Genomic DNA, 18,208 nt, shown 5'->3' on the forward strand with positions numbered 1-18,208 from the left:
GATGGAAGTTACCGGCAAGAGCAAAATCCTTTTCGTTCTGGCACATCCAATCTGTCATGTACGGGCAAGCCACGTCTTCAATACCCATTTCGATAAGACAGGGAAGAACGCAGCGGCGGTTCCCTTGCACGTTCATCCTGATGATCTTGCACAAGTCACGCAATCCATTCGCAAAATGGGCAATGTAAGCGGATTTGGTGTGACTATCCCACACAAGATCGCAATCATTCCGCTTCTCGATGCTGTGACAGATGCAGCGCAAGAAATTGGTGCCGTCAACTTCGTGCGCCGGGAGGAAAGTGGTCGCCTTGTTGGTGACAATTTGGATGGCCCCGGCTTTATCGAAGGATTGCGCAGCAATGGTATCGAACCTAAAGGCATGTCAGTTTTGATGCTGGGAGCAGGCGGCGCCGGGCGTGCTGTGGGCTTTGGGCTGGCAAAAGCCGGCGCGCGTTCCTTGTGGATCGCCAACCGCGATACTGCAAAAGCTGCAGCGCTCGCCACGGATATACAGTCTGCTTATAAAGACTGCTCACTCCAAAGTGGACCCGATCACGGCATCCACTTCGACCTCATCGTTAATACGACATCGCTTGGCATGGCCGAGCAAGACGAGCTTCCGCTGGATCTGACAGGAGTTTCCTCCGACACCATAATATCCGACATCATCGTCAATCCGCCGATGACGCGCTGGCTGGAATTGGCGCAAGCCAAAGGATGCAGGATCATCAATGGTGTCCCGATGCTTGATGCACAGATGGTTCTGGCATGCAAACATGTGGGCATTTGAGTCGTGGTGATGAATTGATATATTCGAGCGCTCGACAAAGATGCGTCCGGCAATTGGAGCCTATTGATGAATTTTGTAAATGAACCGGACAACAGCTTGACTGAAGCGGACGACGCCATTGTGGAAGAAGCTCAGGCGGAATCTGGCGACGTTTTGTCCAACACCGTTTACAATACGCTCAAATCGCAGCTGATGCAGGCGCAGCTCCTTCCGCTTCAGCGGCTCAAGGTCCGCGATCTTGCGCGCTCGTTGGGAACATCTGAGACCCCTGTCCGTGAAGCTCTGATCCAGCTTTCGCGCGAAGGCGCCATCGAGATCAAGCCGCGCTATTACATCCGCGTGCGCAAGCTTTCAGCCGATGAATACGAAGAAATTCGTGCGATGCGTCTGGAACTTGAACCCATGGCGGCGGAACGCGCATTGCCGCATATCACTGAAAAAGACATTCTTCAGCTTGAAGATCTGCACAATCGGCTGGTTGCTGCAGAAAAAAGCGGCGACTGGCCGGGAGCATTGCAGACCAACTTTGATTTCCATTTTATCATCTATCGTCGTTCAGGCATGAAACATCTGATTGATGTGCTTGAAGCGCTCTGGATGCGTATCGGGCCTATCCTTTCGGAACTTTATCCCAACGCAGTGCCAACCTATGCCGGCCCTCACCAGCACGAACAGGTTCTGGCTGCCTTGCGCGATCGGGACTCCTATGCTCTGCGCATGGCTATTCGCATGGACCTGATTGAAGGTGGAGCGGCTCTCGTCAGGCATCTGAAATCGTCAGCCTATACAGATTGATCCAAACAAAAAGGCCGACACCACGAGGGCGTCGGCCTGAGATCCCTTTGCGACCTTTGTTTATTCAGCAAGCCAGTTTTGCCAGCGTTCACGCAGCATGTTGCGGTTCTCGCCGATCCATTTGAAATCCGGGACAAGCAGCAGTTTGTAATTATCCGGCGACGTTGCGTAACTCTTCTGCTCAGCTTCAGGCAGCAAAGCCACACCTTCTTTTGAATGGGTCGCGTAGTTTGCTGTCTTGATGAAGGCAGGATGGCCTTCTGCATGACCATAGAAGTAATTGATAAACTTCAGGGCGCCTTCCGGATTAGGGGCATCTTTCAGGATAGCGAAATAGCCTGTGTCCATCACCGCATCATTCCAGCTTACATTGAATGGCGCACCATCATTCATGGCGCTCAATGCTCTGCCGGAGTAGGACATCGTCATGGCGACTTCCTGATCGCGCATGATCTGTGCCACCTGATTGCCCGTCTTCCACCACACGCTGATATGCGGCTTGATCTCGTTGAGCTTTTTATAGGCCCGGTCCAGATCCATCGGGAAAATCTTGTCGCGCGGCACGCCATCAGCGATCAGTGCGATAGCCGGCAACCACCAGTCACGATCACCCGTATCCGGCAATCCACGCGGGCCGGGAAATGTGTTCACGTCCCAAAAATCAGCCCAGGTCTGAGGCACCTTGTCCTTGTAAACGGATGTGTCATAGGCGAGCAGCATTCCGCCCGTCGTTCTTGCAACACCCTTTTCCTTGCAGGAGCCTTCGACGCCTTTCGCTTCGACATTCGTTAGTTTCGAGCAATCAATCGTCAAAAGAAGATCGGCTTTGTCGACCAGATCGGGACCCGTTGCCGTAACAATATCAAACTCAAATTTGTTGGCGCGCTTCATGGCTTCGACGCGCGCCCATTGATCCGGCACCTCAATATCAAACGGCACGATATCCGTGCCGCTCTCTTCCTTGAAAGGCCCGTAGAACTCTTTCTCGAGCGTCTGGCGCATCTGTCCGCCAGTCGTCGCATAAACAACGCTGTCAGCTTTGGCCACTATCGATCCGGCGGCAAGCAGCAACCCGGCGCACATCAGTAATCTGGTAGTTTTCTTGAACATGTTTCCCTCACTTCCATGGTTTTCTTATTCTTCAGACACAGCCTGCTGTGAGCGCGCGCCCAGCGCGCGCAGCCCCGCGGCCCCCACCAGCACAATGATGGAAAGCAGCGTGAGCATCACGGCAATCGCTGGGATAATCGGTGTCAGGTTCTGCTCGATATCATCGAACATCATGCGCGGCAGGGTCTTGTCGCGCACACCTGCGAGAAAGAACGAAATTACCGGTTCGTCGAACGATATCACGAAGGCAAACAACGCGCCCGATAAGACATTCGGCCATATCAGCGGCAAGGTCACGGCTCGAAAAGCCAAAAAGCGATTGGCGCCACAACACATTGCCGCATCTTCCAAAGCGGGATCGACCTGCGAGAGCGCTGCTACAATCGTAAACACACTGAAGGGCAGTGCGATAATTGTGTGCGCAAAAACATAACCGGCCGTTGTCTCTGTCAGTCCGACACTTTGAAACATCAGATAGAGCGCAATCGCCAGAGCGATATGCGGCACAACGATGGGACCAATGAGCAAGGTCTGGAAAATGGTCGCGAGCGCACCCTTGCCGCGAACTATCGCATAGCTTGCACATAACCCAATAATTGCACTCGAAATCGCCGTGAAAAATGCAATCTTCGCGCTGAATGCCGTTGCGCTCATCCATTGTGCAGACTGAAAGAAGGCACCAAACCACTGCCACGTAAACCCGCGTGGCGGAAATGTGATGTAATCCGTCTCACTAAACGCCATTGGCAGAATGATAAGGATCGGCACAACGAGAAAACACAGCACCAGATAGACATAGGCATTGAGGAGCAAATTGCGGCTGTTCATGCATTGCCTCCCATCATCCGGTTGAACTTGAACACACGACCGAAGACCAGCGAAACAGCCATCACAAGAAGTGTAAGAATTCCCACCAGTGCTGCTGCGAATGGCCAATCCAGTGTTTCGCGCAGCTGCTGGGAAATCAGCGTTGCAATCATCATTTCTTTCGGCGAACCAAGCAGCGAAGGCGTGATGAAATAGCCGAGTGCGGTGAGAAAGGTTAGGATCATCCCGCCCATGACTCCCGGCAGGGTGAGCGGAAAAATGACCTCGAAAAAGGTTCGTATTGGGCCAGCTCCAAGGATGGCAGCAGCTCTCGCATAATCCCGCGGCACGTTGCGAATAGCGCCAAAGATCGGCAGAACCACAAACGGCAAGAGAACATGCGTCATAGCAATGAGAACTGCGGTTTGGGTATAAAGCAGCTTCAGCGGCTGATCTATGAGGCTAAGTTGAAGCAAACCTTGATTGACCAATCCATTACGCTGCAAAAGCACTGCCCAGGCTGCGGTTCGCACCAGCACAGACGACCAGAACGGCAACAGAATGCAGGCGGTTATGAAGATCAGTTTTGGTCCGCTCGAATGCGCCATCAGCCATGCAATGGGATAGGCCATCAGCAGCGCGATCACACTGACCAGCGCGGCAATCAAAACAGTGCGTCCCAGCACGTTGAGATAAACCGGGTTTGAGAAAACCCTCTGATAATTGTCCAACGAGACCGATGGCTCTGTCACGGACAAAGCGAGCAGACTGACCAACGGATAGATAAAGAACAGCAATAGCAGCGAGAAGAATGGCAAAAGCAGAAGAAGCATTCCGCCTTTCGATAGCTTGCGCCCGTCTGGCTCAAAGAACATTTTCAACATCGGCTCAGCTCGCACGGGAATAGACGAGACTTGCTTCGGGAGCAAAGCTCAATCGCAGTTTTTGACCTGCTCCAATGTCAGGAACCGCTGCACTCGCCAGTCTTGCGCGCAGTTCTGTTCCGTCGGCCATTGCCCCTAGAATAGCAGTATCCGGTCCGGCATAGATCACATCACGAACAGTGATTTCCAATCCCTGCTCTGCAGGAGTTAAGCGTTCCGGACGAACTGCCATCAACGCATTGCCGGATTTTGCTCCCATGACATTTTCAGAGGGGATCGAAACAACGGTGCCGTCAGCGGCTTGCGCCTTGGTCCCATCCCATACGATCGGGATAAGGTTCATCTCACCAATGAAGCTTGCGGAAAACAGATTGGCGGGGCGGTTGTAGAGTTCGCGCGCGCTGGCGACTTGCTGAATATGTCCGCCTTGGAGGATCGCAACGCGATCCGCCATTGTCAGCGCTTCACCCTGATCATGGGTGACGAATACGATGGTCATGCCCAGTTCAGAATGAAGGCGTTTGATCTCGATCTGCATTTCTTCACGCAGATTCTTGTCCAGCGCCGACAAGGGTTCATCCATCAAAAGAACGCGCGGTGAATAGACAATAGCGCGAGCCAGCGCAACACGCTGCTGTTGCCCACCTGATAATTGCTTCGGACTGCGATTGGCGAAATCGGCAAGTCGCACACGGGCGAGTGCCTCGTGGGCAGTATGGTGCCGTTCTTCTTTTGGCACACCCCTTGTTTTAAGTGGGAAGGCCACATTATCGAGCACCGTCATATTGGGAAACAGCGTGTAATGCTGAAACACCATGCCGATATTGCGTTTATGCGGCGGTACGCGGGTGTAATCGTTGCTGCCAAACAGAATGCGCCCTTTGTCGGGACGCTCGAACCCAGCCAGCATCATAAGGATAGTTGATTTGCCGGAACCCGAAGGCCCCAGCAGAGCAAGGAATTCACCCGGCGCGATCTCCATGTCGAGACCGTCTACCGCTGTGAAGCTCCCATAATTTTTAGTCACTCCCTGAATGCTAATACCCAGCCCGGAATCGGGCGTGCTCTTCTGGCTAGCCATGCTTTCCCCTGATCTTTTTGTTGTTGGCAGAGCTTAACCCGCATTTCGTGTCTATGTCTATAATGATATATCAAATTTATTGATCAAAATGGTTGAGCACTATCTTCAACGCTGTTTTGCCTGGTGTTTTTGCCAGATCACGCGGTAAAATGCCCAAATTCTCATACGGAAGCCGATAGAATGCTTAACAGCGGGAATATTTAACTCAATTTTTGGAATCTCTCTTGACATATCATCGCAACAAGGATCATTTTTGATATATCATAATTTGAGGTGATGAACGTAAAAGCGTCATCATATGGGAGACTACCAATGCCTGCGCATTCCACTTCAGCCCGAACCCTGAGCGAACACAATCCAGACGCCGAGCTTCGCGCACGCGCCGAACGCGTGATCCCGAACGGCATGTGGGGCCATCAGCGCGCAGCGTCGCTTCCAGAGGGATATCCGCAGTATTTTGCATCGGGCGAGGGCGCTCATGTTACGGATGTAAACGGCAACAGCTATATTGATTTCATGTGTGCTTGGGGACCGATCATTCTGGGCCACCGTCATGAACTCGTGGATGCTGCAGCACTCAGCCAGATAAAGGCAGGCGATTGCCTCAACGGTCCAACAGCGCACGCTGTTGAACTTGCAGAACTGCTCGTTGAAACGGTACCCCATGCCGACTGGGCATTGCTGCAGAAGAACGGCACCGACGCCACGACCAGCTGCGTAACAATCGCACGCGGCGCAACCAAACGCCGCAAGGTTCTGGTCGCTAAGGGTGCCTATCACGGTGCTGTGCCATGGTGTACGCCATCACTCGTCGGCGTAACGGCCGAAGATCGTGCTCACCTCGTCCACTATGTTTACAACGATGTTGAAAGCCTCACTGCCGCCGCAAAACAGGCCGGTGACGATCTGGCTGCAATCATTGTCTCCGCCTTCAAGCACGACCTTGCCATCCCACAGGAACTTCCCACCACAGAATTCGCCAAGACGGCACGCGCCCTTTGCGATGCGGCGGGTGCGGCGCTCATTCTTGATGACGTGCGTGGCGGCTTCCGCATTGATCTGGGTGGAAGCTGGCGCGGAACCGGCGTTGAGCCTGACCTTGCTGCTTATTCCAAGGCAATCGCCAATGGTTATTCGCTTGCAGCAGTCACCGGAACCAACCGTTTCCGTGAATCTGCAGGACAAGCTTACATGACTGGTTCGTTTTGGTATGCCGGTGCATCCATGGCAGCAGCGGTTGCCACCATCAAGGAACTGAAGCGTATTGATGGTCCTGCACGCATGAAACATGCGGGCGAACGCTTGCGCACCGGTCTTGATGCTCAGGCACGCGCACATGGTTTTGAGCTGCTGCAAACCGGACCTGCCGCAATGCCGCTGGTGCAATTTGTCGGCGATACGGATGCACAGCTTGGCGCACATTTCTGTCGCGAAGCGCTGAACCGCGGCGTTTACCTGCACCACAAGCACAACATGTTTATCTCCTGCGCGCACACGGATGCGGTGATCGACGACGCTCTTTCCCGGACGGAAGACGCTTTCAAGGCAATCTCCACCCGGTAGGGAAAAAGCGTGAGCGAACGGCCGGACGACGAAAGGGATAACCTTTCAGACATTGTGTACCAGCAGCTCAAATCAGGGCTGCTGCGGGCACAGTTCAAGCCGCATCAGCGGTTCAAGGTTCGTCAGCTGGCTCAGGATCTGGGTACATCGGAGACGCCGGTTCGCGAAGCGCTCATGCAGTTGTCACGCGAAGGCGCGATTGAAATCAAACCGCGCTTTTATATTCGCGTACGGCGTTTAACGCTGGCTGAGTACAAAGAAATCCGCGCGATGAGGCTCGTTCTGGAGCCTCTCGCAGCCGAACATGCGCTGACAAACATATCCGATGAAACCATCACCAGACTGGAAACCATTCATCAGCATCTGACCGAAGCAGAACGCACGGAAGATTGGCGCGCGGCCCTGCAGATAAATTCGGATTTCCATTTCGCGCTCTATAAACAATGCCGGATGGCGCATCTGATAGACGTGCTTGAAAGTCTCTGGATCAGGGTCGGTCCGCTCGTTTCGGAGCTCTATCCAACGGCGAAACCGAGCTATCCCGGACGCCACCAGCACGAGAACATTTTAACGGCGCTCAGCAACCGCGACAGCTATGCGTTACGCCTCGCCGTCCAACTCGACCTCATAGAAGGAGGCGCTGCCCTTCTGAAGCGCCTTCAGCAACACGAACAAGACAATCCCGGCGATGCCGATCGTTCAGCATTGAACAGCAATCAGAATTTTTGATTCAAGGAGGAAGCTCACAATGTCCCGCGACAAGTTCAATTTTCCCGAAATGGGGCCACATGCGATCAAGCCATGGGCGGTTCGCAAAGGCTTTGCGGACGAGCACTTTCTTTCAGACTATCGCTATCAGTTTCCACGTGAAGACCCTGCTCTGCCCGAAGTTTTCGTCTACACCGAGAAGATGTCTTACGACCCCGGTGAAACGGTCGAGTTTCATGGCTCCACCACAGCCAAAACATGGTCGATCCAGATATATCGCGACGGCCACGAACCTCAGATGATGGACGAGGCTTTCGACCTTCCTGGCAGCTTCACCAAAACATCAGAAACGGCCTATATGGAGGGCTGCGACTGGCCAGTTCTTTATAGCTGGAAAATTCCCGACGATGCCCGCTCGGGCTTCTATCGCGTTGTCTCGACATGTATGCGCCCCGATGGCGAGCGCTTCGTTCAACATCATTTCGTTGTGGTCCGCCCGACGAAGAAGACCTGTTCGGGCCGCATTCTCCTCATGTTCGCAACTGGCACCTGGACTGCCTATAATGATTGGGGCGGTGCGAACCACTATTTTGGAACATGGGGTCCAAATAAGAACGAAGGTTCGCCGATCTTGAGCCTGCGCCGCCCATGGTCGAAAGGCATGATCTGGTTGCCGCAGGGAGCTGCGCGCGTTTGTAACCCGGTCTGGCAGGACATGGGGGATGCGACCCGATACCCCTCCAAGGAATGGGGCTATACGATGGGATTCGCGCAATATTATTCGTCCGCGGGCTATGCCCAATACGAACGTTATTTCGTAACTTGGGCTGAGGCGGCAGGTTATCAGATCGACTATATAACCCAGACCGATCTCCACTATAATGCCGGTATTCTCGACGATTACAATTGTCTGGTCACGGTTGGCCATGATGAATATTGGTCATGGGACATGCGCAAAACCGTCGAGGATTTCGTCGCTCGCGGCGGGCATCTCGCGCGCTTTGGCGGCAACTTCCTCTGGCAGATCCGTCTTGAGAATGATGGCCAGACACAGGTTTGCTGGAAAACCAAAGCGCCTACGCAAGACCCCATCATGCAAACCGATCAGAAACACCTATGCACGGCGAACTGGGCAAGTGGCGCGGTTAACTGGCCGGGGGCTTCGACTGTCGGTGTTAACGGCGAAAACGGAATGTATGGCAGTTGGGGCGGTTTCTCTCCCCGTGGCTCTCGCGGGCTTACCGTCTACCAACCGGAGCATTGGATCTTCGAAGGCACGCATCTGCGTTATGCGGATATCTTTGGTCACGAAGCCCAGATCTTCGGTTATGAGGTCGACGGGCTCAACTATTCATTCAAGAACGGCTTCCCCTATGCCGTTGAAGAGCATGGCGTGCCGACCGAAAAGATCGAAATTCTCGCGATGACGCCAGCATCGATCTACGAATATGAACTCGACGGTCAGGGACATCGCTACTATGTTCGCGATAGCGATCTGCAGGGCATCTGCGAATTGGCGCCTGATGGTTATGAAGCGGCGCGCAAGCGCCTGGCACATGGTGCGGGGATGCTCGTTTCCATGAAGCAAGGTGACGGTGAAGTGGTAACCGCCGGGCTTTGTGAATGGGTAATGGGTCTCAAGCGCAACTGCGCGTATACCACCACCATTACCCGCAATGTTCTGGACCGGTTTCAGGAAACGGGACCTTCCCGCGCCTGATCCATAATGCAAATCAGGCCCGAATTTCCATTCGGGCCTGTTCTTATCGGCGATCAGCGCGGCATCGGTTTGCTGCCGTAATAACCATAACGCGCGCGAACTTCATCCAGCTCAGTCTCGCTCAAAAGAACCGGTTCGCCAATCTGACAAGCCAAAATGTACTGGCGTGCCAGCGTTTCGAGTTTCTCTGCCAGCAATGTTGCGTGGGCCATATCCCGGCCCCACACCACCATTCCATGGCTTGCCATCAGACAGGCGCGATGGTTACCCATAGCGCGCACGATTTCATAGGCCAAAGCATCAGAACCAAATACGCGGTAATCAGCACAGGGAACTTCGTTCCCGCCAAATGAAGCAATCATATAATGGAAAGCAGGCAATGGTTTACGCAGACACGACAATGCAACACAACTATCCGCATGCGAATGGATGACCGCGCCTGCTTCGGGATGATTGCGCATGATTTCTGTGTGTATGCGCCATTCGCTGGAAGGCACCTTGCCCGCAAGATGCTCGCCTTCCACAGAAACGAGACTCATGTCTTCAGGGTTCATAAGCGATGTGGCGCCAGTCGGCGTAATCCAGATATGTTCGCCTTCCCGAATACTGATATTACCGCTGCTGCCGTGATTGAAGCCCTTCTGTTCCATGTGACGCATCGCATCCACGATGGCGCGACGTGCTGTAAGGCTCTGATCATAATCGGTTGGCATCGTCTGTTCCCCGTTGTTGGCAACCAAGAGTTTGTGATGACGTCTAACTTCATAATCCCGGCAATTGACGCGGTCCATCAAAATGATACTTAATTGGAATTAAATTTCATTATCTATGACACGCAATGTCGCATGGCATGATACGAGGATAAAATGGGGAATAACGGCACTCTTGGGATCATCGCCGACGATATGACAGGCGCGTTGATGGTCGCTGCTTATTATGAAACAGCAGGCATTAGAACCGCTGTCGTGACAGATATCGGTGCTATCCGCGAATGTGCAGGCGAAGCTGTCGTCATATGGGCAGGCAGAACGCGTCTTGCTGAGCCCGATGAAGCAAAACGACAGATCGCACGCGCAGCTGATGCATTTGATGCAATCGGTTGCGATCAGGTCATTTACAAAGTCTGTGCCAGTTTCGATTCAACGGAACAGGGCAATGTTGGGCCTGCTGCCGATCTTTTGCGCGCACGCTATAACCCCAGCAGTCTTCTATTTTGCCCCGGCTTTCCCAAGTTCAACGCCACGGTTCATCAAGGCTATCTCTTCTATCGAAGCCGCCTCATCTCTGAGTCCGTCAAGCGCTACGACCCAGCCACTCCAATGAGCGATCCCGACATAGTGCGTTTCATCGGAAAACAGACGAACGAGCCGATCGGGCTTTTGCCCCATTCCATACTGCTTAAAGGCAAGGACGCAGCACAAGCACATCTTGATGAGCTCGCAAATGCAGGCAAATGCTATTGCGTTGTCGATGCAAGCGATGACGGTGACGTCAGGATAGCCGCCGAACTGGCAGGGGCACAGCCAACAATGATCAGCTCCGACGCTGTTCTCATTCAGCTTGGTATTGATCGCTTTGCGCCCAAGCCAGCCATCACCGTTGCACCACCGTTACCAAGCCACGGCACTGCCGCGGTTCTTGTGGGAACAGTTGGTCCCATTGCGGATGGACAGATTGCGGTTTTTGCCAAACAGCACCCGGTTTTGACACTGGACCTTACAAAAGATGGCGATATCGACGCCATGGTGTCAAAAGCAATGGAATGGGCAAAAGATCATCACGGCAAACAGCCTTACCTCATTTCAACGGCGGTCAGTGATACTCGTGTCAAAGAAATCCAGACAGAGCTGGGCGTTCGCGGCGCAAGCGAAAAAGGGGAAAGGCTTATATCTGAGCTCGCCGCAGCTATTTCCGAACTTGGCGTTGAAAAGCTTATCGTGGTTGGTGGTGAAACATCAGGTGGCACCATAAACCGCCTTGGCTTGCGGCGCCTACGCGCCCTGCCCGATAACGGAATTGGAACGGGATTTTGTGAGAGTGATGACAATCAAAAAACCCGTTTTTTTTTCAAATCTGGCAAAACTGGAAATGAAACAGTTATTCTTGATGCCTTGGCAGCTATGTGACGTCGGATAAAACTCTGGTGCAGGGTGCTTCAAAAATTGAGGAAAGCTTACAACCTTTGGCAATTCATCTTTTGTCAAAGGTTGATTGCATCGACTACTGGATACCAGCTTTGTTCCTTCTGGCACTTACGACGCCCCGAAAACTGGTATTGTCTATGGAAGGGCAGAGCGCCAGTCGATTTTCGGCGTGAAGGTTTGAATTCTGCCGGAGACGCCAAAGTTTCTAATTCCGTCCAATTTAGCAACATCAAACGTTGCCGTTATTTGCGATTAAATTCAGAAGATGCACGTGCACTCTAAACAGCTGCGGAGACAACAATTTCGATACGCATATCAGGATCGGCCATGAATACTTGTCCGCAGCATCGTGTCGGCGGGTTAGCTGGATCTATCCAACTGTCCCAAACATCGTTCATCGCTTTAAAATCTGACATATCCCTCAACCAAATCTGTGCTGTAAGTAAACGCGATTTGTCAGTACCGGCACGTGCCAAAAGATCGTCAATCTTGGCGAGTGTTTCAATCGTTTGCTGGGTAATGTCCCCAGAAGAATCGGAAAATTGGCCTGATAAGAAACACATGCCATTGTATTTTACGAGACGGCTGCGGCGGTGATTTATGTCAAATCTTTCAATCTGCATTTGGTTTCCTTCAGGGTTCAAGATGTTAGAATATTTCGCTTCATGCCTTTATGAAGCAGGCGAAAACTATATCGCGTTACCAAGGCAATCGCGCAGTTCATCGATGATCTTGGGAAGCCAATCTTCCGTCATCATCTCGAGCGGTGCGGTGAACGAAATCGCGGCATTCAGTTCATAAGGATTTGTAGCGCGCACCGGTAAGCCGAGTCCGCCTTCTCCCGGCAGGTAGTACGCCATATTGACAGCAAAACCCCGCCGTCTAGCATCTTCAATCTGGGAAATTACGACACTCTTATCGACGTACTGAACTGATGGGTGACTAAGATAACGCGGTGCATTTGTTTCAAGCAGTGCGAGGCAGTCGGCTTCAGGCATTATGGACATGAGTGCGATGCTTCCGGCTGCGACGCCCATAGGCACGCGTCCGCCAACCCCCATAGTAAACTGGCGGTCTGGAAATCGCGAAACCATCTCGGCGCAGACAGCATCAATGCCCGCCTGCACCATCATATAAACGGTATGCCCGCTTCGCCGCGCAAACTCGGTCATCCCTGGCCGAAACTTTGAAATCAGGGGTTCAAGACGGGCCTGCCCTCTCGCGAGCATTGGGATAGCAGGCCCAAGCCGGTAAAAGCCATGCTTGCCAGCCGGTTCGGCGAAGCCCTTTTGAAGAAGCGAAACGAGGCTACGATGCACGGCTGGTTTAGCTTCGCCAATGCGTTCAGCAATCTCTGCTAGAGCCCAGCCATCAGCGCCTGCTTCCCCCAGAACTATTAGAATATCAAGTGCGCGTACTGCATTGCTTGATGCGTTCGTAGTCACGGCTAACTCCAAAATTCTAATTATTAGAATATTTCATAAAATTCATTCCAATAAAAGGAATATGTTGACTTCTGTCACATTTTTCGGTGTCATTCAACCACGGCGTCAAGTCTTTGAACCGAGGGAGGAGCGTTCAAAGATTGCTGTCTTTACACCTGATTTCAGGTTGCTGACGCACGTCCCTGTCATGCTCCCCCATCATCTGTTTGAGGCGAGGACAACAGCATGGTGTCGTTCCTGATCAAACGAATGGGCTTCGCGCTCTTCACGTTGTTCAGCGTGTTGACGTTGGTCTTCGTAATAGTTCGTGTACTGCCGGGCGATCCGGCTCTTGTGATCCTTGGCGATCAAGCCAGCCCCGCAAGTATCGCTGCACTGCACCACAAGCTTGGCCTGGATCAGCCGATCATTGTCCAGTACGGCAGCTTCATGCTGGGTGTACTCCAAGGCAATCTTGGGACATCCATGATAACCGGCCGCTCGATTACGGCCGAGATCATGAACGTCCTGCCCTATACGATGGAGTTGACAATCGCGTCGCTCCTACTGGGAGTGCTGTTGGGTGTTCCCGCAGGTGTTTGGGCAGCAGTGAAACGAAATAAGCCGGCTGATCTGTTGCTGCGCCTTGTTTCCCTGTTGGGTCTTTCGCTTCCAGCGTTTGTTGCAGCGATCATTTTGCTCATGATTTTTGCAATCCAGTTGCGCTGGTTTCCTGTGATTAGTTCAGGTGGCGGCGATGGATTGCTGGACCGCTTGAGGCAGATGGCACTGCCAACCATTTCGCTGGCACTGATCATGATGGCGTATATTACACGTGTCACCCGCTCGGCCATGCTCGAAGTTTTGAACCAGGACTTCGTGCGCACGGCGAAGGCCAAAGGCGCTTCACATCACGCAGTTGTTTGGCGTCATGCGCTTGGTAACTGCACGATCCCAATTACGACGGTTGTGGGGCTCTATCTCGGTATTCTGATCGGTAATTCCGTTCTGACCGAAATCGTCTTCTCTCGCCCAGGTCTTGGTAAGCTAATTCTCAACGCCTTGACCCAGCGTGACTATACCCTGCTGCAGGGGATGATCGTCATTTATACGCTTATGGTTGTTGCGGTGAACATGCTGACCGACCTGACCTATGGTTTCCTCGATCCGAGGGTTCAGTACAAATGACATCCATCACCACCAATTCATCTGCCGCGCCGCGCATGCAGTCTCGATGGGAATTTCTACGTCGATTGAATTTCTCTACCTGGCTGGGTGCAGCGATTGTTCTGACGCTCATTCTGTGCGCAGCCTTTGCTCCGATCCTGGCGCCGTATGATCCGAATGAACAGAACATCATCGTTTACCTGTCGCCGCCAAGTGCAGAAAATCTCCTGGGCACGGACCAGTTCGGTCGGGATGTTCTTTCGCGATTACTCTATGGAGCCCGTTATTCGCTAACCATCGGATTTCTGGCCATTCTGGTCGCGCTGATAATTGGCTCGTTTCTAGGCATGATTGCTGGTTATGTGGGGCGCAAGACCGACATCATTGTGATGCAGATCATGGATGTCGTACTGGCATTTCCATCATTGATTCTTGGTTTGGCACTCGTCGCCCTTATGGGGGCCACGCTGACGAATATTGTCATTGCTATCGCATTCACCGCTATACCGGCCTTTGCGCGAATTGCCCGCGCAGGTGTTCTGACACAGCGCGACCGCGAATATGTTCAGGCCTGTCACGCGATGGGCTTTTCCCATACGCGCATTCTGTTCGGCCATATTCTGCCTGCCATTCTGCCGGAGATCCTGGTCATGGCATCACTTTGGATGGCCACTGCCGTTCGCACCGAGGCATCGCTCGCATTCATTGGGTTAGGGCTGGCCCCGCCGACACCGACTTGGGGTGGCATGGTTCGCGAAGGCTTCGACAATATTCTGAGCTCCTTCCATCTGGCTCTTTATCCAAGCCTTGCAATTCTGGTGCTCGTTCTCGCTCTCAACCTGATCGGCGACGGTCTGCGTGACGCAATCGATCCACGACTGAAGGATGCCAGCTAATGACTGTCCAGCCTGCGATCATTGTTCGTGATCTCAAGATTTCATTCGCCAGAAAGCCGGTTGTCCATGGGATCAGTTTCCAGATCGAGCCTGGCAAGACACTGACTCTGGTGGGAGAGTCCGGCTCTGGCAAGAGTGTTGCTTCCCTGGCGATCATGCGTCTTCTGCCTGATCGCATCGCCAAGGCTGAGGGCGCTGTAATGCTTGGCCAACAAGACTTGCTAAAACTGCCTGAAGCGGACATGCGAGGCGTGCGCGGCGGCAAGGTCAGCATGATCTTTCAGGAACCGATGACCTCTCTCAACCCGGTACAGACTGTTGGAGCGCAGCTTGCCGAAGTTCTGAGAATTCACAAGAAGCTCAAGGGGAAAAAACTGCAGGAAGCGGTTCTGGAGCTTTTGCGCAAGGTGCGCATTCCCGATCCGGAGCAGCGCGTCAATCAGTATCCACATACGTTTTCGGGTGGAATGCGACAGCGTGTGATGATTGCGATGGCACTGGCATGCGATCCTGATCTCATCATTGCGGATGAGCCAACAACCGCGCTTGATGTGACTGTGCAGGCTCAGACGCTTCAACTGCTGAAGGAGTTGCAGCAGGAAACTGGAACGGCGGTTCTATTTATAACGCATGACATGGGCGTTGTTGCCGAAGTTGCTGATGACGTTCTGGTCATGCGCCATGGGCGCGTCATTGAGCACGGCTCGGTGATGGAAATTTTCAGCAATCCTAAAGATGCCTATACGCGCAGCCTTATCGAAGCGGCCCCGAGTTTGGTCGGCAAGTTGCAGGCCAAAACGATTCCGGCCAGACCTGTCGACAGTTCCTTGATGGCGAATGCCGCGACGCCGGTTCTCGAAGTGAACGACCTTTCGGTAAGATTTCCGGTCCACGGCGGCCTATTGGGCCGTGCCAGGGGCGCAGTGCATGCGGTCGAAGATGTGTCGTTCAGCATTGGCAAAGGTGAGACACTTGGACTGGTTGGCGAGTCCGGTTCAGGAAAATCCACCATTGGTAAGGCGATTATCAATCTCGCACCCGTGCACAACGGCAAGATCACCGTTGGTGGGGAGACGATCGACTATCTGGATCGCAAAAGCCTGTCGTCATTGAAGCGGCAAGTACAGATGATCTTCCAAGATCCCTTTGGTTCTCTTGATGCACGTCAGACCATTGGCTCGGCAATCATGGAACCAATGAAGGTTCACGGTTTGGAGATTGGTGTAGCCGCACAACAAAAGATGGAATGGTTGATGGAGCGTGTTGGGTTGGATCCCAATCGCGCATCCAGTCTGCCGCATGAATTTTCTGGCGGACAGCGCCAGCGTATCTGTATTGCCCGTGCTCTCGCAATGGCTCCACGGCTGATCATCGCAGATGAAGCGGTATCGGCGCTTGATGTCGCCATCAAGGGTCAAATTATTGATCTGATGATTGATCTTCAGAAGGAATTTGACATTTCGTATCTGTTCATCAGTCACGATATGTCCGCAGTCGAGCGCATCTGCAACCGCGTTGCGGTAATGTATTTCGGTGAAATCGTCGAAATCGGACCACGTGACGACGTGATCGGACGACCGGGGCACGAATATACGCAACGATTACTTTCGGCGATCCCGATAACACATCCCGATCAACGTGGAACAAGGCGGCGAGCTGCCGATGCCGGTCCACCCAGAAGTCCGCTCAAACCCCTCGGTTATAGCGCGCCAGCGGCACGCTGGAGCATGGCCGCGGACGGTCATTTCGTTCGTATGGCGAGCTAGATTGGAGTCCTTCGGAAATGCATGCCCTAACTCAACTTGCTGAATTTGTGTCTGGCCACCCCAAAGGCGCGTTGCCATCGGAAACGCGTGAAGCCATCTCGCTCCTACTGCTCGATTTGATGGGCGCAACCGCAGCAGGCCTTCATTCACGCCTGGCTGCTTCGGCGAGGCAAGCAGCATCCGATGTCTACGGTTCGGGCGTAGCTCAGGTCTGGCTCACGGATTTGAAGCTGAGTGTTGTGGGCGCTGCCATGGCCAATAGTGCGGCGGCCAGTGCGCTCGATATTGATGATGGCCATCGTGGAGCGGCAGGCCATGCGGGGGCTGGCGTCATTCCAGCAGCACTTGCTGTCGGCCAATCCATCAATGCCTCGGATGCGGAGATGCTGGATGCCATTGCACTGGGCTACGACGTCGCTCTGCGTGTTGCCACATCACGCCCGACCAACACCATCGAGACTTATGCCAGTGGCAGGTGGGTCAGCTATGGTGCGGCTGCAGCTGCCGGACGCTTGCTCGGGCTTGACGCCACAGAAATGGCACATGCGCTGGCGATTGCAGGCTCTGAAGGCCCTATCGTTTTCCCGACGGGCTCCTCCAAGTTTCAGGGCAGCACGGTAAAAGAGGGAATCCCACCTGCTGTCGTTGCAGGTATCACCGGGGCTTATCGCGCAAGGGCGGGAGCAACCGGACCGGTAGACCTGCTCAACAATGAAGATCGCTATGATCGCAAAATTTTGCTGGGGCAGCTCGGCGAGGTGTGGGAGCTGCAGAAGTGTTATCTCAAGCCTTATGCATGCTGTCGTTATATGCATGCTGCCATCGATGCTATCCTGAAAATGCGTCAGGATGGGCGTCACATTCACAGGCTCCGCATCGAAACCTTCCCGCAGGGGCTTCGTCTCGCCAATGAGCGCACCCCAAGCACGTTGGAGGGCGGCCAGTATAGTTTCTATTTCAGCTGCGCGCTTGCAGCGCTGCGTGGGCAGGAGGCGCTTCAGCCCGTCGATCCCGACAGTCTAAAAGACATAGAGGTCATTGGCCTTGCGAACCGGATCGAACTTGAAACGTCGATCGATTTTGCCACGGCGTTTCCAGTTCGCACGCCAGCGCGCGTTCTGATCGATCAAGGTGACGGTGAAAAAGAACTGGTTATCGACCACCCGCTTGGCGATGTGGCGAACCCGATGAGCTGGGATCAGGTCGCTCACAAGTTCAAGAATATCGGGCGTGTCAGTCTGAGTACCCAAAGTCAGGACAGCATTATTTCCGCGATAAGCCAACTGAACGAAGCGGGCTTCACACCACTGATCAGTGCGCTCAGCAAATCTCAAGACAATAATCCGCAATAAG

Annotated in this window: 17 protein-coding genes; 10 read left to right on the top strand and 7 right to left on the bottom strand. The window is 53.4% G+C overall.

From position 1 onward, the window contains the following. Window position 1 precedes the first annotated feature (1 nt). Together ABWW28_RS21760 and ABWW28_RS21765 are read left to right on the top strand one after the other, a co-directional pair. Window positions 2-790: a shikimate dehydrogenase family protein gene (locus tag ABWW28_RS21760; RefSeq protein ID WP_113477115.1), complete on the top strand. Its 789-nt coding sequence runs from the start codon at window positions 2-4 to the stop codon at window positions 788-790. 66 nt (window positions 791-856) lie between these two features. Next, window positions 857-1,585, top strand: coding sequence for a GntR family transcriptional regulator (locus ABWW28_RS21765; RefSeq protein WP_353392088.1), 729 nt, complete (start codon window positions 857-859; stop codon window positions 1,583-1,585). A gap of 60 nt (window positions 1,586-1,645) precedes the next feature. Here the strand turns inward: ABWW28_RS21765 and ABWW28_RS21770 are convergent, their stop codons facing one another. Genes ABWW28_RS21770 through ABWW28_RS21785 form a run of 4 tightly spaced genes read right to left on the bottom strand, consistent with a single transcriptional unit; the run spans window position 1,646 to window position 5,467 of the window. Beyond that, complete coding sequence (locus tag ABWW28_RS21770; protein WP_113477113.1) at window positions 1,646-2,695, bottom strand: extracellular solute-binding protein; 1,050 nt, start codon at window positions 2,693-2,695, stop codon at window positions 1,646-1,648. A 24-nt stretch (window positions 2,696-2,719) separates the two neighbouring features. Beyond that, the gene (locus ABWW28_RS21775; protein ID WP_113477111.1) at window positions 2,720-3,523 is read right to left on the bottom strand and encodes an ABC transporter permease; all 804 of its coding nucleotides are present in this window, start codon (window positions 3,521-3,523) and stop codon (window positions 2,720-2,722) included. Then, a complete protein-coding gene (locus ABWW28_RS21780; RefSeq protein ID WP_353392090.1) occupies window positions 3,520-4,386 on the bottom strand; it encodes an ABC transporter permease in 867 nt (288 codons plus the stop codon). Before ABWW28_RS21780 ends, ABWW28_RS21775 begins: the two co-directional genes overlap by 4 nt. 4 nt (window positions 4,387-4,390) lie before the next feature. Further along, window positions 4,391-5,467 carry an ABC transporter ATP-binding protein gene (locus ABWW28_RS21785; RefSeq protein ID WP_353392092.1) on the bottom strand — a complete coding sequence of 359 codons (1,077 nt, stop codon included), beginning with the start codon at window positions 5,465-5,467 and terminating at the stop codon, window positions 4,391-4,393. A gap of 312 nt (window positions 5,468-5,779) precedes the next feature. Here ABWW28_RS21785 and ABWW28_RS21790 point away from each other — a divergent pair, with 312 nt between their 5' ends. From ABWW28_RS21790 to ABWW28_RS21800, 3 genes are read left to right on the top strand one after another with little or no spacing between them, the layout of a single operon-like run. Next, window positions 5,780-7,030 (top strand): aminotransferase class III-fold pyridoxal phosphate-dependent enzyme, encoded by a 1,251-nt coding sequence (locus ABWW28_RS21790; protein WP_353392094.1) that lies wholly within the window; start codon window positions 5,780-5,782, stop codon window positions 7,028-7,030. 9 nt (window positions 7,031-7,039) lie between these two features. Next, window positions 7,040-7,759, top strand: coding sequence for a GntR family transcriptional regulator (locus tag ABWW28_RS21795; RefSeq protein WP_353392096.1), 720 nt, complete (start codon window positions 7,040-7,042; stop codon window positions 7,757-7,759). Window positions 7,760-7,778: 19 nt separating this feature from the next. Next, window positions 7,779-9,458 carry a N,N-dimethylformamidase beta subunit family domain-containing protein gene (locus tag ABWW28_RS21800; protein WP_353392098.1) on the top strand — a complete coding sequence of 560 codons (1,680 nt, stop codon included), beginning with the start codon at window positions 7,779-7,781 and terminating at the stop codon, window positions 9,456-9,458. Between the two features lie 53 nt (window positions 9,459-9,511). On the opposite strand, the gene ABWW28_RS21805 is transcribed toward ABWW28_RS21800, so the two are convergent. Next, a complete protein-coding gene (locus ABWW28_RS21805) occupies window positions 9,512-10,171 on the bottom strand; it encodes a class II aldolase/adducin family protein (protein WP_353392100.1) in 660 nt (219 codons plus the stop codon). A 192-nt stretch (window positions 10,172-10,363) separates the two neighbouring features. Between ABWW28_RS21805 and ABWW28_RS21810 the strand changes: the two genes are divergently transcribed. Beyond that, window positions 10,364-11,584, top strand: a complete 1,221-nt coding sequence (locus ABWW28_RS21810) for a four-carbon acid sugar kinase family protein (protein WP_502904592.1) — start codon at window positions 10,364-10,366, stop codon at window positions 11,582-11,584. A gap of 296 nt (window positions 11,585-11,880) precedes the next feature. On the opposite strand, the gene ABWW28_RS21815 is transcribed toward ABWW28_RS21810, so the two are convergent. Further along, a complete protein-coding gene (locus ABWW28_RS21815; RefSeq protein WP_353392104.1) occupies window positions 11,881-12,225 on the bottom strand; it encodes a RidA family protein in 345 nt (114 codons plus the stop codon). Window positions 12,226-12,291: 66 nt separating this feature from the next. Continuing rightward, a complete protein-coding gene (locus ABWW28_RS21820; RefSeq protein WP_113477221.1) occupies window positions 12,292-13,047 on the bottom strand; it encodes an IclR family transcriptional regulator in 756 nt (251 codons plus the stop codon). Between the two features lie 225 nt (window positions 13,048-13,272). Between ABWW28_RS21820 and ABWW28_RS21825 the strand changes: the two genes are divergently transcribed. Genes ABWW28_RS21825 through ABWW28_RS21840 form a run of 4 tightly spaced genes read left to right on the top strand, consistent with a single transcriptional unit; the run spans window position 13,273 to window position 18,207 of the window. Next, entirely contained in the window at window positions 13,273-14,214 is a 942-nt protein-coding gene (locus ABWW28_RS21825; protein WP_113477097.1) for an ABC transporter permease, read from the top strand. Continuing rightward, complete coding sequence (locus ABWW28_RS21830) at window positions 14,211-15,089, top strand: ABC transporter permease (protein WP_502904591.1); 879 nt, start codon at window positions 14,211-14,213, stop codon at window positions 15,087-15,089. The genes ABWW28_RS21825 and ABWW28_RS21830 overlap by 4 nt, the downstream gene beginning before the upstream one ends. Further along, a complete protein-coding gene (locus ABWW28_RS21835) occupies window positions 15,089-16,855 on the top strand; it encodes an ABC transporter ATP-binding protein (protein ID WP_353392108.1) in 1,767 nt (588 codons plus the stop codon). Before ABWW28_RS21830 ends, ABWW28_RS21835 begins: the two co-directional genes overlap by 1 nt. A 17-nt stretch (window positions 16,856-16,872) precedes the next feature. Beyond that, window positions 16,873-18,207 carry an MmgE/PrpD family protein gene (locus ABWW28_RS21840; RefSeq protein ID WP_113477091.1) on the top strand — a complete coding sequence of 445 codons (1,335 nt, stop codon included), beginning with the start codon at window positions 16,873-16,875 and terminating at the stop codon, window positions 18,205-18,207. Window position 18,208 lies beyond the last annotated feature (1 nt).

It is taken from the genome of Brucella sp. NBRC 14130, from assembly GCF_040371715.1.
In the GTDB taxonomy this organism is placed as follows: Bacteria; Pseudomonadota; Alphaproteobacteria; order Rhizobiales; family Rhizobiaceae; genus Brucella; species Brucella intermedia.

Coding starts and splice junctions, on each gene's coding strand:
- ABWW28_RS21765 (WP_353392088.1), top strand. CDS start 857: ATGAATTTTGTAAATGAACCGGACAACAGCTTGACTGAAGCGGACGAC.
- ABWW28_RS21805 (WP_353392100.1), bottom strand. CDS start 10,171: ATGCCAACCGATTATGATCAGAGCCTTACAGCACGTCGCGCCATCGTG.
- ABWW28_RS21825 (WP_113477097.1), top strand. CDS start 13,273: ATGGTGTCGTTCCTGATCAAACGAATGGGCTTCGCGCTCTTCACGTTG.
- ABWW28_RS21810 (WP_502904592.1), top strand. CDS start 10,364: ATGACAGGCGCGTTGATGGTCGCTGCTTATTATGAAACAGCAGGCATT.
- ABWW28_RS21830 (WP_502904591.1), top strand. CDS start 14,211: ATGACATCCATCACCACCAATTCATCTGCCGCGCCGCGCATGCAGTCT.
- ABWW28_RS21835 (WP_353392108.1), top strand. CDS start 15,089: ATGACTGTCCAGCCTGCGATCATTGTTCGTGATCTCAAGATTTCATTC.
- ABWW28_RS21770 (WP_113477113.1), bottom strand. CDS start 2,695: ATGTTCAAGAAAACTACCAGATTACTGATGTGCGCCGGGTTGCTGCTT.
- ABWW28_RS21780 (WP_353392090.1), bottom strand. CDS start 4,386: ATGTTGAAAATGTTCTTTGAGCCAGACGGGCGCAAGCTATCGAAAGGC.
- ABWW28_RS21815 (WP_353392104.1), bottom strand. CDS start 12,225: ATGCAGATTGAAAGATTTGACATAAATCACCGCCGCAGCCGTCTCGTA.
- ABWW28_RS21800 (WP_353392098.1), top strand. CDS start 7,779: ATGTCCCGCGACAAGTTCAATTTTCCCGAAATGGGGCCACATGCGATC.
- ABWW28_RS21785 (WP_353392092.1), bottom strand. CDS start 5,467: ATGGCTAGCCAGAAGAGCACGCCCGATTCCGGGCTGGGTATTAGCATT.
- ABWW28_RS21775 (WP_113477111.1), bottom strand. CDS start 3,523: ATGAACAGCCGCAATTTGCTCCTCAATGCCTATGTCTATCTGGTGCTG.
- ABWW28_RS21840 (WP_113477091.1), top strand. CDS start 16,873: ATGCATGCCCTAACTCAACTTGCTGAATTTGTGTCTGGCCACCCCAAA.
- ABWW28_RS21790 (WP_353392094.1), top strand. CDS start 5,780: ATGCCTGCGCATTCCACTTCAGCCCGAACCCTGAGCGAACACAATCCA.
- ABWW28_RS21760 (WP_113477115.1), top strand. CDS start 2: ATGGAAGTTACCGGCAAGAGCAAAATCCTTTTCGTTCTGGCACATCCA.